The organism is Actinomyces sp. (genome assembly GCF_030530635.1).
Lineage (GTDB): Bacteria > Actinomycetota > Actinomycetes > Actinomycetales > Actinomycetaceae > Actinomyces.
In genome coordinates this window covers 16,582-31,617 of record NZ_JAUMUL010000009.1, presented here as the reverse complement: position 1 = coordinate 31,617, position 15,036 = coordinate 16,582, and the positions used below count along the sequence as shown (strand labels likewise).

8 protein-coding genes are annotated in these 15,036 nt (G+C 67.2%); 1 reads left to right on the top strand and 7 read right to left on the bottom strand.

The features are described 5' to 3' along the window. Positions 1 to 8: 8 nt before the first annotated feature. The gene (locus Q4A20_RS03885) at positions 9 to 677 is read left to right on the top strand and encodes a fructose-6-phosphate aldolase (protein WP_303120529.1); all 669 of its coding nucleotides are present in this window, start codon (positions 9 to 11) and stop codon (positions 675 to 677) included. A 73-nt stretch (positions 678 to 750) separates the two neighbouring features. Here the strand turns inward: Q4A20_RS03885 and Q4A20_RS03880 are convergent, their stop codons facing one another. From Q4A20_RS03880 to glgX, 7 genes are all read right to left on the bottom strand, one after another. Further along, positions 751 to 3,108 carry a glycogen/starch/alpha-glucan phosphorylase gene (locus Q4A20_RS03880; RefSeq protein ID WP_303120527.1) on the bottom strand — a complete coding sequence of 786 codons (2,358 nt, stop codon included), beginning with the start codon at positions 3,106 to 3,108 and terminating at the stop codon, positions 751 to 753. Between the two features lie 356 nt (positions 3,109 to 3,464). Then, positions 3,465 to 5,717, bottom strand: coding sequence for a 1,4-alpha-glucan branching protein GlgB (gene glgB, locus Q4A20_RS03875; RefSeq protein ID WP_303120525.1), 2,253 nt, complete (start codon positions 5,715 to 5,717; stop codon positions 3,465 to 3,467). Positions 5,718 to 5,829: 112 nt separating this feature from the next. Beyond that, a complete protein-coding gene (locus tag Q4A20_RS03870) occupies positions 5,830 to 7,296 on the bottom strand; it encodes a 1,4-alpha-glucan branching protein (RefSeq protein WP_303120523.1) in 1,467 nt (488 codons plus the stop codon). Further along, entirely contained in the window at positions 7,293 to 9,017 is a 1,725-nt protein-coding gene (gene treS, locus Q4A20_RS03865) for a maltose alpha-D-glucosyltransferase (RefSeq protein ID WP_303120521.1), read from the bottom strand. Before treS ends, Q4A20_RS03870 begins: the two co-directional genes overlap by 4 nt. A gap of 58 nt (positions 9,018 to 9,075) precedes the next feature. After that, positions 9,076 to 11,055 carry an alpha-1,4-glucan--maltose-1-phosphate maltosyltransferase gene (locus Q4A20_RS03860; protein WP_303120606.1) on the bottom strand — a complete coding sequence of 660 codons (1,980 nt, stop codon included), beginning with the start codon at positions 11,053 to 11,055 and terminating at the stop codon, positions 9,076 to 9,078. Between the two features lie 203 nt (positions 11,056 to 11,258). Continuing rightward, complete coding sequence (trpS, locus tag Q4A20_RS03855; protein WP_303120519.1) at positions 11,259 to 12,419, bottom strand: tryptophan--tRNA ligase; 1,161 nt, start codon at positions 12,417 to 12,419, stop codon at positions 11,259 to 11,261. A 103-nt stretch (positions 12,420 to 12,522) separates the two neighbouring features. Next, positions 12,523 to 14,880: a glycogen debranching protein GlgX gene (gene glgX, locus Q4A20_RS03850; RefSeq protein WP_303120603.1), complete on the bottom strand. Its 2,358-nt coding sequence runs from the start codon at positions 14,878 to 14,880 to the stop codon at positions 12,523 to 12,525. Between the last annotated feature and the right edge of the window lie 156 nt (positions 14,881 to 15,036).

Below are 15,036 nucleotides of genomic sequence, written 5' to 3'. Positions count from 1 at the left end.
AGATGACCATGCGGTTCCTGATTGACGATGCGCGGCTGGATCGGGTCGAGCGGGCACTGAACTCCTTCCCCCTCATCGGGGTCACCACGAACCCGTCTATTCTCAAGGCCGGTGGCCTGACGGACTTCAAGGGCGACCTGCGTGCGATCCGGGAGCTGGTCGGGGACCGGGAACTCCACGTGCAAGTGGTCGCCCGAGACACCGAGGGCATGCTGCGGGAGGCCGACACCATCCGCGAGCTGGTGGGGGAGCCCACCTTCATCAAGATACCGACGACGGCGGCCGGGCTGCCGGCTATGCGGCGGCTCAAGGATCAGGGGGCTCGCGTGACCGCGACGGCCATCTACTCCACGGCGCAGGGGCTGCTGGCGACCGCGGCCGGGGCGGACTGCCTCGCCCCGTACATCAACCGCATGTCCAATGCGGACGTGGACCCCTACGCGGTGATCCGCGCACTGCGCCAGGACATAGACCGGGAGGGGGTGCCGACGCGGATCTTGGCGGCCAGCTTCAAGAACGTCAAGCAAGTCACCGACGCCGGAGCCGCCGGCGCTCACACCGCGACCATTGGTGCCGACGTGTTGGACGCCATGCTGGCCCTGCCGCAGGTGGAGCTGGCGGTGGACGCCTTCGCCGCCGACTTCCAGGCCGCCTTCTCCGCCCCGGGCATCGCCTGACAGACACGACGACGGCGCCCGCCCCCCTTCGCCGGGGACGGGCGCCGTCGCTACTGGCCCAAGTTCGTAGCCGTCAGGCGACCGGCTGCGGCTCGATACCCCACACCTCGGCGTAGTCGCTGATGGTGCGGTCGGAGGAGAAGCGGCCGGAGCGGGTGATGTTCACCCACGCCTTGCGCTGCCAGGCGCGCTGGTCGGCGTAGTCGGCAGCCATGGCGTCCTTGGTCTCCCGGTAGGCGGCGAAGTCACCGAGCACGTAGTACACGTCGGCGTCACCACCCTCCAGCAGGCTGCGGCGCAGATCCGCGAACCAGCCGGAGCCGTTGTCATCCAGGGTGCCGTCGGTGAAGGCATCCAGTACCCGCTTGAGGCCGGGGACGGACTCGTAGGTGGCGTGCGGATCGTAGGTGGCGCGCAGGGCCGGCAGCTCGTCCTCGGTGGCACCGAAGATGTATGCGTTCTCATCCCCGACGGCGTCCAGGATCTCCACGTTCGCGCCGTCGAGCGTGCCCAGGGTCAGGGCGCCGTTCATCATGAACTTCATATTGGACGTGCCGGAGGCCTCCTTCCCGGCCATGGAGATCTGCTCGGAAACGTCGGCGGCCGGGATGATGTGCTCGGCGGGGGAGACATTGTAATTGTGAATGAACACGACCTTAAGGGTCTTAGAGACCACCGGGTCGTTGTTCACCAGTTCCGCGATGGCGTTGATCAGCTTGATGATCGCCTTGGCACGGACGTAGCCGGGGGCGGCCTTGGCACCGAAGATGAACACCCGCGGCGGCACCTGCAGTGACGGGTCCTCCTTCATGCGGAAGTACAGGTCCAGGATGTAGATCGCATTGAGCAGCTGGCGCTTGTACTCGTGCAGACGCTTGATCTGCACGTCGAAGATGGCGTCGGGGTCGATCTCGATGCCCTCGCGCTCAGCCACCCAGGCGGCGAAGTCCACCTTGTTGGCGTGCTTGATCTCGGCCAGACGGTCCAGCAGCGCGTCATCGGCGGCGTCGGTATGCGCGCCGAGCAGCGACAGGTCCTTGACCCAGGCGTCGGAACCGGTGACCTCGTCCAGTAGCACGGACAGACGCGGGTTGCATTGGCGCAGCCAGCGGCGCGGGGTCACACCGTTGGTCTTGTTGTTGAAGCGCTCGGGCCAGATGTCGTGCCACTCCTTGAGGGTGTCGCGCTTGATGATCTCGGTGTGCAGCGCGGCCACGCCGTTGATGGAGTAGGAGGCGTAGCAGGCGATCCAGGCCATGCGGACCTTGTCACCGGCCAGGGGCGCCATGTAGTCGATGCGCATCTGGTCGACGCCGCGCTTGGCCATGTCCTGACGGAAACGACGGTCGATCTCCCGGACGATCTCGGTGATGCGCGGGAACAGGCGCTCGAAGATCGACATCTCCCAGGTCTCCAGGGCCTCGGCCAGCACCGTGTGATTGGTGTAGGCGAAGGTCTTGGTGACTACACTCCAGGCCTCATCCCAACCCAGGTGGTGCTCGTCCATCAGCAGGCGCATGAGCTCGGGAATGGCGAGCACCGGGTGGGTGTCGTTGAGCTGAACGGAGTTGAAGTCGGCGAAGCCGCTCAGATCCTCGCCGTGGTGGGATACATAGTTGTCCACGATCTCCTGCAGGGAGGCGGAGCAGAAGAAGTACTGCTGGCGCACCCGCAGGACTTTGCCCTCATAGGTGGTGTCGTTGGGGTAGAGCACGCGGGAGATGTCCGCGGTGCGCTCGCGTTCAACGATGGCGTCGGTGAAGCGCTGGGAGTTGAAGGCGTCGTAGTCGAACTCCTCCATGGGCTCGGCCCGCCACAGCCGCAGCGTGACCACGTTCTTGGTGCCGTATCCTGTGATCGGCATGTCGTAGGGAACGGCGCGCACGGTCAGGTCGTCGTAGCGGACGATGCGCTGCGCCTCCTCACGGCGGATGACGAAGGGATAGCCCTCCTCCATCCACGGGTCCGGATGCTCGGTCTGGAAGCCGTCCTCGAACAGCTGCTTGAACAGGCCATAGCGGTACAGGATTCCGTATCCGGCCACCGGCAGCTCCAGGGTTGCGCAGGAGTCCAGGAAGCAGGCGGCCAGACGTCCGAGCCCGCCGTTGCCCAGGGCGGCGTCGGGCTCCTGCTCCAAGATGTCGGTGAGATTCTGGCCGAAGGCGTTCACGGCTCGGGTGGCCTCTTCGACCAGGCCGAGGTTGGTCAGGTTGTTCAGCAGGGCACGTCCCTCAAGGAACTCGGCGGAGAAGTAGTGCTCCATCCTGCCGGCACGATACTTCTGCTCGGTGGCGTGCCAGTCGTCCGCTATGGCGTCGACGACAGCCGCGGAAAGCCCCTGCCACACTTCCATCTGCGTGGAGGCGCCGGCGGGACGACCCGAGGCGGACCGGACCTGTGAGGGTACGGTCTGGGCCAGGTTCTGCGTCATTCTTCTTCCCTTGTCAGACTACACAGGCCGCCGTTGCGATGAGAGTGCAACGGCAGAAAATGAGTACATATCGCGGGTCTCGCTGCTTGGGGCGGGGACTGCATACATGCACGCATCCGGACCATACCGGTCTCGGCAACGTCACCGCGCAGGTTTGTTGCTCACACCGGTGTGGTCGTGGCCGCGGTCCGGGCTGCAGACGTCGTCAAACGGCGTCATAAGGGCCGATCCTCCACCCCCGGGCGGACGTGTGAGACGCGCCGGAGCCGCCCGGCAAAACGCGTCGGGGCCGCCGCACCAGGCGACGGCCCCGACACGTCTAAGGAGGGCGGGCGATCGGCTATCGCCTCAGAGCCTCAGTCTCGTGACGGGCGCAGGAAGATGGCGCCCATCGGGGGGATCCGCAGCCGTACGGAGGCGGGGCGGCCGTTCCAGGGCAGCTCTTCGGCCTCGACGTGCCCGAGGTTGCCCACGCCGGAGCCGCCGTACTCGGGGGCGTCGGTGTTGATGACCTCGTCCCAGCCGCCGGCGAAGGGCAGGCCCACCCGGTAGCCCTCGTGCGGGGTGCCGGCGAAGTTGACGATCACCGCCACCAGGTCCGAGCGTCCGTCCGGGCCGGTTCCCTTGCGCAGGTAGGACAGCACGTTGTGATCGCCGTCACCGGCCTCGATCCACTCGAAGCCGCGGTGGGAGAAGTCGTCCGACCACAGGGCGGGGGAGTCCTTGTAGAAGGCGTTCAGGTCGCTGACCAGCCGCAGCAGGCCGGTGTGGCCCGGGTCGTCCAGGATCCACCAGTCCAGGGAGTTGTCCGAGTTCCACTCGGCGCCCTGCCCGAACTCCTGGCCCATGAACAGCAGCTGCTTACCGGGGTGGGACCACTGGTAGGCGTACAGGGCGCGCAGGCCGGCCAGTTCCTGCCAGGCGTCGCCGGGCATCTTGGACAGCAGCGAACCCTTGCCGTGCACGACCTCATCGTGGCTCAGCGGCAGGATGAACTGTTCGGAGAAGGCGTACACCAGGGAGAAGGTCAGTTCGCCGTGGTGGTAGCGGCGGTTGATGGGCTCCTCGGCCAGGTAGCGCAGGGTGTCGTTCATCCACCCCATGTTCCACTTCAGGCCGAAGCCCAGACCGCCGTACTCGGTGGGGGCGGTCACCCCCGGCCAGGCGGTGGACTCCTCGGCGATCATGACGGTGCCCGGGTTCTTCCGGTAGGCGGTGGCAGTGGCCTCCTGCAGGAAGCTGATCGCCTCCAGGTTCTCCCGGCCGCCGAACTGGTTGGGGTGCCACTGGCCCTCCTCACGGGAGTAGTCCAGGTAGAGCATGGAGGCGACGGCGTCCACGCGCAGCCCATCAATGTGGAACTCGCCCAGCCAGTAAAGGGCGTTGGCCACCAGGAAGTTGCGCACCTCATTGCGGCCGAAGTTGAACACGTAGGTGCCCCAGTCGGGGTGCTCACCGCGCTGCGGATCCGGGTCCTCGTACAGGGGAGTGCCGTCGAAACGCGCCAGCGCCCACTCGTCCTTGGGGAAATGCGCGGGCACCCAGTCCAGGAGAACCCCGATGCCGGCCTGGTGAAGCTTATCCACCAGGTACTTGAAGTCATCCGGGGTTCCGAAGCGCGCGGTGGGGGCGTAGTAGCCGGAGACCTGGTAGCCCCAGGACCCGCCGAAGGGGTGCTCGGCCACCGGCATGAACTCCACGTGAGTGAAGCCGGCATCCTTGACGTAGGGGACCAGCTCATCGGCCAGGCCCCGGTATCCCAGCCCCTGCCGCCAGGAGCCGATGTGCACCTCGTAGACGCTCATCGGCCCGGAGTGCGGGTCGGTGACTGCGCGGCGGGACATCCACTCCTCATCGCCCCACTCGTGGAAGCGGTCGGTGACTACGGATGCGGTGGCGGGAGGGACCTCGGTGGCACGGGCCATGGGGTCGGCCTTCTGGTGCCAGGAGCCGTCCTGGAAGCAAAGTTCGAACTTGTAACGGGCGCCCACGCCCACACCGGGGATGAACAACTCCCACACTCCGGAGGCGCCCAGGGAGCGCATGGCGGAGGCCGTACCGTCCCAGTAGTTGAAGTCGCCGACCACGCGCACGGCGCGGGCGTTGGGGGCCCACACGGCGAAAGCGACGCCCTCGACGTCCCCCATGGTGCCGGAGTAGTGCTTGATGTGTGCGCCGAGGACCTCCCAGAGTTCCTCGTGGCGGCCCTCGGAGATCAGGTAGGTGTCCATCTCTCCGAGCGTGGGCAGGAACCGGTAGGGGTCGTCGACGGTGATGGTCTCCTCCCCGTAGGTCACCTCGATCCGGTAGTCCGGAATCTCGTCCCCGGGGACGACGGCGACCCACACGCCGTCCTGCTCGTGCCGGGCGGGGAAGGAGCCCGCGGGTGTCACTACCACGACGGCGTCGGCCAGGTGGCGCACGGTGCGGATGGTTACGCCGTCGGCTCCCACATGGGCGCCGAGCACCTCGTGCGGATTGTGGTAACGGGCGTAGGCGACATCCGCGAGGACCCAGGGGTCCACCGGGACGGGTGCGGGGCCCGTGGACTCCGGCGGCGCGGCGTTGTTGGATTCGGGGGCGGGCTCGGGGCTGGTGACGTCGGTCATGTTCTCACTCTCCCATGCGGTGACCGGCTGAAGGGGGACTTTATACCGGTGCAACCCGGCGTGGAGGACGTGTCTCGCGCGAGTGCCGTCGGCGGCGCCAGACAACTGGGTGTCAGGTGGTTAGAATCACCTCGATTCCATGCAGTGGAATTGCGATCCAGTCGGGGCGGTTACGGGCCTCGTAGACCGCCTCATACAGGGCCTTGTCTAGTTCCAGGGCGTTCAGCAGTGTGACCTCTCGCTGATCAGGCCGCGGACCAGGACCGGGCGCAGTTCCCGCAGCGGTGGCCCAATACCCATCCAGGAAGGCGCCGCGCACGGCTCCCAACCAGTCTGGTTGCGCGGCGTGGCCCACCTCGGCCGCGTAGTCGAAGGAGCGCAACATGCCCGCGACGTCACGCAGGGGCTGGTCCGGGCGACTGCGCTCAGCCAGTGGACGCAGCGGCTCACCCTCGAAGTCCAACACGTACCAGTTCTCCTCCTCGACGGCGTGCAGCACCTGCCCCAGGTGGTAGTCACCATGCACCCGTGTGGCCGCCTCCAGCTGGTCCAGGGACGCAAGCTCGGCCAGTACCGTCTCGACGCGGTTGCGCAGGCCCGGCAGCTGCTCCTCCAGCTCAGGCACCTCGGTCATGGCCCATTGGGCCCGCTCGTGCAGCGTCTGCGCCAGCACAGCCGGAGTATCCGGCTCGCTGGTGCCCAGGGCGGCGGCCAGATGTATGTGCATCTGGGCGGTCGTGGTGCCGAGATTGCGGGCCAGGGCGAGAGAACGCGCACGCTTTGGACCGTCGAAGTCGTCAGCGCCGGCGAGCGCACAGAACAGTTCGAAGCCGTCGTCGGCGCGGGGTACGAAGGTACAGGCGACGGCCCCATCCGCGGTCTGCTCGGCGCCGGTGTCCTGATCGGTCCATGTCAGCGTGGTCCAGGCCACCGGGGTACGCACCCGGTCCCAGCCGTCACGCGCCAAAGCTACCGACACCTCCACATCCGGGTTACGTCCGGGCGCGAGCACGCGAAACAGCTTGACGATCAGGTCCCCGGCGGCAGCGTCCGTGTCCCCAGCCGCCGGACGGTCCCCCGGGGCGGGCATTACCACGGAGGTATTGGACTGCTCCCCGGTGGTTACCCGCAGCCGGTCTGCGCGCTCGACAATGGCCCGCGCTCCGATATCGCCTAGTGTCGTTCCGGCCGCGAGGGCAGAGCGGGCCCAGGCACGCCAGAAGCGGGGGTGGTGGGCGCCGTCGACCAGCGCTACCGGCTCGCCGTCGGGCCCGGGCATGACGAATCCCGCATTGCCCTCGACCTCGTCTACGGCAATGAAGTCGGCCAAAGCGGAGGCCGGCTCCAGCACCAGAGGAACGTGCACCAGCACCGGGTCCCCCTCGTCGCGGGGGACCGCTGCCAGCAGGTCGCGGACCCCGTCGACCGGCTCCCACCGGTGCACGATCCGCAAGGGACCTTTGGCGGCCTCCCCCTTGAGCGGGTACCAGCGGCGCTGCCGCATCCAGGTCTTCAAGGCCGGCAGTAGGGCGGCATCGTCGGGCCAGATCAGGGGGGACGGTGTGCTCGGGCTGCTCATCGGCCCTCCTCGGGCGGTGCCACCAGCCACCAGTAGCCGTGCGGTGGCAGCACAACTGTCAAACACCCCTGGGCGTCGACGGCGGGCGACGGCGCCGACGGATCACAGGCCAACACGGAGCGGGCCGTGCGTCCGGCGAGTTCAGGCACCTCCACAGTCACCTCGCAGGGGCGGTCGGCCAGATTCGCCAGGCACAGCAGTACCTCGCCGGTGGACTTATCGTTCGGCGCAGCGGTGCGGGTGTGTGCCAGTACGGCGGCGTCGGAGGCAGGCAGCAGGCGGAAGTCCCCGCACCCCAGTACGGGGTGCTCGCGCCGCACCCGCAGTGCACCCCTTAAGAAGTGCAGCAGCGAGTCGGGGTCCGCCAGTGCGTCGGCCACGCAGCGTTCGGCGTATCCGGCTGCGGTGATCAGCGGCAGTGTCAGGGCGGCGGGGTTCGCGCAGGCGGAGAAGCCCATATTCGCCGAATGATCCCACTGCATGGGGGTACGCACGGCATCGCGATCGGGCAGCCAGATGTCCTCTCCCATGCCGATCTCGTCACCGTAGTACAGGCAGGGCGAGCCGGGCAGGGACAGCAAAAGCACATGAGCCAACTCCAGTTCGGCGCGTGAGTCGCCCAGCAGCGGCGCCAGGCGCCGACGGATCCCGACATTGGCGCGCATGCGCTTTAGCGGCGCATACCAGTGGTACATGCGTTCCCGCTCGGCGTCGGTGACCATCTCCAGGGTCAACTCGTCATGGTTGCGCAGGAAGGTGCCCCACTGACCGTGCGTCGGAATCGGCGGGGTGGCCTGAAGCACCTCGCGGATCGCCGTGGCCTTACCCTCGCGCAGCGAGGAGAAGATACGCGGCATGACGGGGAAGTGGAAGCACATGGTGCATTCGGGGGCCTGTGGGCTGCCGAAGTACTCCACCACGTCGGCTGGCCACTGGTTGGCCTCCGCGATGGTGATGGTGCCGGGGAACTCCCGGTCGAGCATCGCGCGCAGTCCGGCGATCAGGTGATGCGTGCCCGGCAGGTTCTCACAGTTGGTGCCCTCCCGCTCCACCAGGTAGGGGATCGCGTCCAGACGGAACCCATCCACCCCGGTGCGAGCCCAGAACCTCACCACCTCGTGCACCGCCTCAACCACGGCCGGGTTGTCATAGTTCAGATCCGGCTGGTGGGAGAAGAAGCGATGCCAGTAGTACTGGCCGCGCACCTCGTCGTAGCTCCAATTGGAGTGCTCGGTGTCCACGAAGATGATGCGGGCGTCGGCATAGCCGGTCTCCTCGTCGGCCCACACGTAGAAGTCCCCATAGGGGCCCTCCGGGTCGCGCCGGGAGGCCTGGAACCAGGGGTGGGCGTCCGAAGTGTGGTTAAGCACCATGTCGACGACAATGCGGATACCCCGCTCATGGGCAGCCGTCACCAGGGCACGGAAGTCGTCCATCGACCCGTAGCGGGGATCGATGCCGGTGTAGTCGGCAATGTCATAGCCGCCGTCGCGCATGGGCGAGGGGTAGAAGGGCGGGATCCAGATGGCATCCACGCCCAGCCAGGCCAGGTAGTCCAACCGTGAGGCCAGACCGCGGAAGTCTCCGACGCCGTCGGCGTCGGAGTCCGCGAAGGACCGCAGCAGCGCCTCGTAGAACACCGCGGTGCGGAACCAGTCCGGATTCGGGTCGAGACCGGGTCGTGGCTGGGCGGGGAGGGCGGGAACACCGGGAATGGTCACGGGGCTCCTTCATCTATCGGCAGTTGTTCCTGGATGATTTGACGGCAAGTGAGAGCCGTCACAGGGGTGCGACGGAGAAGACGTGGGCGACTCGGCCCGCGAACGGGTCCAGGCGCACGTAGTTCTGCCCCGACCAGTCGTAGGTGTCCCCGGTCAGCTCGTCGGTGACTCGCAGCAACGGCCGGGAGCCGTCCACCCAGCCGGGCAGTCCCAACTGCTCCAGGTTCAGATAGACCTCTCCCTCTTGAGCGCCGTAGGGGTCGAGATTGACCACCGTAAGCACTGCATCGTCCTCGCCGGTGGCCGAGTGGGCGGCGTCCACCCGCTTGGAGTAGGCGATCAGGTTCTCGTTGCTGGTGGGGTGGAACCACACGTCGCGCAACTGCTGGAGAGCCGGGTGGGCTTGACGCGCCGCGTTCAGGCGGGTGAGCAGAGCCTCAATGCCGTTGACGCGGGCGGCACCGAAGTCGCGTTGCTTGAACTCGTACTTCTCATTGTCGATCTGCTCCTCGAAGCCCGGACGCGGTACGGACTCGGCCAGCTCGTAGCCGGAGTAGATGCCCCAGGTGGGCGACATCGTGGCGGCCAGTACGGCGCGCAGCTTGAAGGCGGGCACCTTCCCGTTGGTCATGAAGGGCGTGAGGATGTCGTGGGTGGTGGGCCAGAAGGTAGGACGCATGATGTGCGCGGTCTCCTGGGACAGCTCCACCAGATATTCGGTCAGCTCCTGCTTGGTGTTGCGCCAGGCGAAGTAGGTGTATGACTGGTGGAAGCCGATCTTCGCCAGGGTGCGCATCATCGCCGGGCGGGTGAAGGCCTCCGCCAGGAACAGCACCTCGGGGTTGTCCTCGCGCACCTGCCGGATCAACCGCTGCCAGAAGGGCAGGGGCTTGGTGTGGGGGTTGTCCACCCGGAAGATCGTCACACCGTGGCTGATCCAGGTGCGCACCACCTGAAGAATCGCCTGATATATGCCCTCGGGGTCGTTGTCGAAGTTCAGGGGGTAGATGTCCTGGTACTTCTTGGGCGGGTTCTCGGCGTAGGCGATGGAGCCGTCGGCCAGAATCGTGAACCACTCCGGGTGCTCGGTCACCCAGGGGTGGTCCGGAGAGCACTGCAGCGCCAGGTCCAGTGCCACCTCCATGCCGAGTTCGCGGGCGCGCACCACTAGGGCGTCGAAGTCCTCAAAGGTGCCCAGCTCCGGGTTGATGGCATCGTGTCCGCCGTCGGGGGAGCCGATACCGTAGGGGGAACCCGGATCACCGGGCTCGGCATTGAGCGTATTGTTACGGCCCTTGCGGTTGGTGGTGCCGATGGGTGAGATCGGGGTCAGGTACAGCACGTCAAAGCCCATGGCGGCGATCCGATCCAGGCGGCGGGTCGCCGTCTGCAGGGTGCCGGAGTGCCAGATGCCCTGGTCGTCCTTATGGGCGCCCAGCGAGCGCGGGAAGATCTCATACCAGGAGCCGGACAGGGCGCGGCGCCGGTCGACCTGAAGGGGGTAGGTGGCAGTCGGCGAGACGTGGTCGCGCAGCGGTAGCCGCTCCAGGGCGCCGGTAACCTCCGCAGACATCCCGGCGGCCAGCCGTTCTGCGGGCGAGGCGGCCTGGTCGCGCAGTGCGACGGCGGCGTCAAGCAGGATCTCGGTGTCGGACTCTGCCCGGTCCGGCACGGCAGCCGCGCGCTCAAGTACGCGGGCCCCCTCCTCCAGCATGAGGTCTACGTCGATGCCCGCGGGCACCTTCACGCCGGCATCGTGCGCCCAGGTGCCGTAGGGGTCGGACCAGCCCTCCACACGGATACCCCAGTCGCCCGGAGCGTCTGCGGCCAGGTGCGTCTCATAGCGGTCCAGGCCGATACCGACCTCGTACATGCGGGCGCTGGGGCCGTCACTGCCGTCCGGGCGGACCAGGACGGCAGTTGCCCCGAAGCGGTCGTGTCCCTCCCGGAATACCGTGGCCCGGACCGGGAAGACCTCGTCCGGTACCGCCTTGGCGGGCCAGCGACCGTCCTCGACGACGGGGAACACCTCCGTCACCGGGATACGGCCTACCGGGGAGTACGGCGCCGGCTGCGGAACCTCATCGGGTGCGGGCGCCGCCGGGTCGGCGGGGGCTACGTGGCTGGTGGGCGTCGTCTTCGCCGTGCGCGGCGTCGTGTTAGGGGTCACAGCACAAGCGTACCCGCCCTGACGCGTGCCGGGGCTATTCCGGTCTGCCATGAACCGAGTCAACTTCCGAATCAGTAGTTCATGTGCATGGCGGTGCGTACGGCGTCGAGGGTCTGCTCAGCCACCGCATTGGCCTTGGCGTTGCCGTCGGCCAGGACCTGCAGCAGGTAATCCTCGTTGGCGATCAGTTCGGCGCGCCGGGCGCGGATGGGGGCGAAGAACTCGTTGACCGCCTCGGTGGTGACCCGCTTGAGTGTGCCGGCGCCGCCGTCGCCGATTCGCTCGGCCAGTGCCTGCGGCTCACCGGCCCCGCACAGGGAGGCCAGGGTCAACAGGTTGGCCACCTCCGGGCGGCCCTCGGGGTCGTAGGTGATGTGCCGGTCGGAGTCGGTCTTGGCCTTCTTCAGCAACCTGGAGGTCTCGTCCGCACTCATGCGCAACTCAATGGTGTTGTGGCGGGACTTGCTCATCTTCTCCCCGTCCAGCCCCAGCAGCAGGGGCGCCTGGGACAGCAGCGCCTCTGGGCGCCGGAAGACCGGATGCTCCTTGACCGCCCGGCCATAACGCTTATCGAAGCGTTGGGCGATCATCCGGGCCTGCTCCAGATGCGGCAGCTGATCCTTGCCCACCGGCACCAGGTTGGCCTGGCAGAAGAGGATATCCGCGGCCTGATGCACCGGGTAGGTGAGCATGAGACCGGTCATGGCCCGTCCGTCGGTCGCCTCCAACTCCGCTTTGACTGTCGGGTTGCGGTGCAGCTCGGACTCGGTCACCAGCGACAGGAACGGCAGCATCAACTGGTTGGCTGCCGGAACGGCCGAATGGGCGAAGATCGTGGAGCGCTGTGGGTCCACACCGACCGCGAGCGTGTCCGCAACCAGCGACAGTACGCGCTCGCGGATCGGGCCGACGCCGTCGCGGTCGGTGACCACCTGGTAGTCGGCCACCAGGATCCAGGTGTCCACGCCCCGGTCCTGGATCGGCTGCCAGGAGTGCATGGTTCCGAAGTAGTGACCCAGGTGCATGTTGCCGGTAGGACGTACACCCGTGAGCATCCGGTAGCGGCCGGGGTTGATGTCCAGATCGGCCTCGATCTCGGCGCTGCGGGCCTGTGAGCGGGCAAGGGACGCCGCGTCGGTGGACCGCGAAAGGGCCTCACCCGCATCCGTGCCGGCGATGCCGTTGGCGGCGTCGCCGGAGGGGGAATCGGCGGTCACGTCGTGCTGGGTCATGGCCGCCATCCTAAAGGGTATCGGCCACCTGGCTGGAATCGTGCCTCCGAGAGGTTCCGGGCACCGGCATCCTGTCGCGGATCGGCAGAAACGAGTCGGCCGTCTAAGCCTCGCGATGAATCCTCGGCTTCCCCTCGGTAAGACCGACCAGCTGCTCGCCGGACAGGTAGATGCGTAGGGACAGGGCGTCCAGAGTGGTGGTGTCTCCGGGCCGATCCTGACGGCAGTCCGTGGCCCCTGACCGAGAGGTGTGTGCGCGTTCGGGTCGGAGTGCACGGGCTCGGGCGGCGGGGCCGCGGCGGACTCTGTGAGCCAGCGCGAAGGCCGAGGTGTGGGGGCGAGGCACCGCCCAAGTGGAGTCCCACATGAGGTGCCAGTCGGTGCCGTGCCCGTCGGGGAGCGTGACCTCCGCCTGGCTCAGGGAGCCGTTGATGAGCAGTAACAGGTCGGCGTCGCCCATTTGGGTGCCCGAGCGGAGCATCTGCACCACTCGGGTCCAGGGATCGTGCCAGGCGCCCACGTCCATGGGGTCGGAGTTCGCTTGGTACCAGGACAGGTCGGGCAGGGTGTGTCCGTCGGGGATGGAGCCCGATGCGAAGGTCGTCGGACGCATTACAGGGTGCTGGTCGCGCAGATTGATCAGGAAGTTCGTGGTGGCGATGAGGTCGCGCTGCCAAGTGGCCAGGTTCCAGTCAAACCAGGAGATCTCCGAGTCCTGGCAGTAGGAGTTGTTGTTCCCGCCTTGACTTCGGCCCAGTTCGTCCCCACCCAGCAGCATGGGCGTGCCGGCTGAGACCAACAGGGTGGCCAGTACATTCCGGGAGGAGCGGCGCCGCAGAATCTCGATCGGCCCGCCACCCATTCCCTCGGGCAGCGGACCCTCGAACCCGTGGTTCCAGGAGCGGTTGTCATCCGTGCCGTCGCGGTTGTCCTCACCGTTGGCCAGGTTGTGCTTGTAGTCGTAACTCACCAGGTCGCGCAGGGTGAAGCCGTCGTGGGCGGTGACGAAGTTGATCGATGCCAGCGGTCCGCGTCCGCCCGGGTACTCGCCGTAGCTGAACATGTCGGCGCTGCCGCTCAGGCGGGTGGCCAGATCTCGCAGGTCATTGCCGGGACGGCCCTTGGACATCTCGGAGGCGTCGTGCAGCCAGAAGGAGCGCACGGTGCCACGATAGCGGTCATTCCAGTCGTGGAAGGGCGCCGGGAACTCGCCCGTGCGCCAACCGCCCGGGCCGATGTCCCAGGGCTCGGCGATCAGCTTGGCGTGCTGCAGGATCGGGTCGGTGGCCATGCCGATCAGAAGCGGGTGTCGTGCCTGGAATTCGGACGCGTCCCGTCCCAGTGTGACCGCCAGGTCGAAGCGGAAGCCGTCAATGCCGACGTCGCCGGCCCAGTAGCGCAGCGAGTCCAGCACCAACTGCACCGCCCGGGTGGAGCGGAAGTCCACCGTATTGCCAGTGCCGGTGACGTCCACGTACTGGGCGGGACGGTAGGGGGCGTGCAGGTAGTACTCAAGATTGTCCAGGCCCCGCAGAGACAGTGCGGGCCCGTCCATGCCCGATTCGCAGGTGTGGTTGTAGACCACGTCCATGATGACTTCGAGTCCCGCCTCGTGCAGCAGGGAGACCATGCCGCGGAACTCGTCCAGAACGGCCTGCGGGCCGGCCTCGCGGGCCGCCCGGGTGGCGTAGGACGGCTCGGGTGCGAAGTATGACAGAGTCGAGTAGCCCCAGTAGTTGGTTCGTCCACGCTGTAGGAGGAAGGCCTCGGAGAAGGCGGCGTGCACGGGCAGCAGTTCCACGGTGGTCACACCGAGTGAGTGCAGGTGGGATATGGCGGCCGGGTGCGCCAGGCCCGCATAGGTGCCGCGCAGCTGCGGCGGAACGCCGGGCATCGAGTGGGTGAAGCCCTTTACGTGCGTCTCGTAGATGACCGTGCGGTCCTCGGGCACCTTCGGTCCGGGTACCACCGGGAACTGCTCACCGGTGACCACGCCTAGCGCCATATTGTCGGCCGAGTCGAGTTCGGAGCGGAAGAACGGGATATGGGTGGGGGCGAGCTCGGCGTCGACGGCGTGCGCGTAAAGCTCGGGTCCCAGACGGGGAGAGCCGTCGATGGCGCGGGCGTAGGGGTCCAGCAACAGCTTGCGTGGGTTGAACAGCAGCCCCTCCGACGGATTCCACTGGCCATGTACTCGGTAGCCGTAGCGCTGTCCGGCGCGTACACCCGGAACATTGGCGCTCCAGGCGCCGCGAACGGGCCCGTGCATGCCGATTCTTCGTTCGGAGGTGATCGCACCGGCCGCATCGACTTCGAGCAGACACAGGTCGACTGCCTCGGCACGCGGTGCCACTACTACGAAGTCGGCACCGTCCTCGAGGAGCCTGACGCCCAGGCGAGTGCGGTCCGAGGCTTCGGAATCGGCACGGGCAGCGGCTTGCAGCTCTGGCGTGGAGGACATGGGCATGAAGCTTATTGTCTGGTATCGGGGAGTGCGGCGCCACTTCGTGACCGTTGTTCGTGATCGACGGCTTACATCTCGGGGGTATGGCCATCGTTGCTGAGGGTAGGCAGGGGGCGTTCGGGCAGGCTGTGCGGTCCACGACTCGGGGTTCGC

What these genes read in the sequence shown, in the direction of transcription:
- Q4A20_RS03885 (WP_303120529.1), top strand. Translation starts at nt 9, where the DNA reads ATGCGGTTCCTGATTGACGATGCGCGGCTGGATCGGGTCGAGCGGGCA.
- Q4A20_RS03880 (WP_303120527.1), bottom strand. Translation starts at nt 3,108, where the DNA reads ATGACGCAGAACCTGGCCCAGACCGTACCCTCACAGGTCCGGTCCGCC.
- glgB (WP_303120525.1), bottom strand. Translation starts at nt 5,717, where the DNA reads ATGACCGACGTCACCAGCCCCGAGCCCGCCCCCGAATCCAACAACGCC.
- Q4A20_RS03870 (WP_303120523.1), bottom strand. Translation starts at nt 7,296, where the DNA reads ATGAGCAGCCCGAGCACACCGTCCCCCCTGATCTGGCCCGACGATGCC.
- trpS (WP_303120519.1), bottom strand. Translation starts at nt 12,419, where the DNA reads ATGACCCAGCACGACGTGACCGCCGATTCCCCCTCCGGCGACGCCGCC.
- glgX (WP_303120603.1), bottom strand. Translation starts at nt 14,880, where the DNA reads ATGTCCTCCACGCCAGAGCTGCAAGCCGCTGCCCGTGCCGATTCCGAA.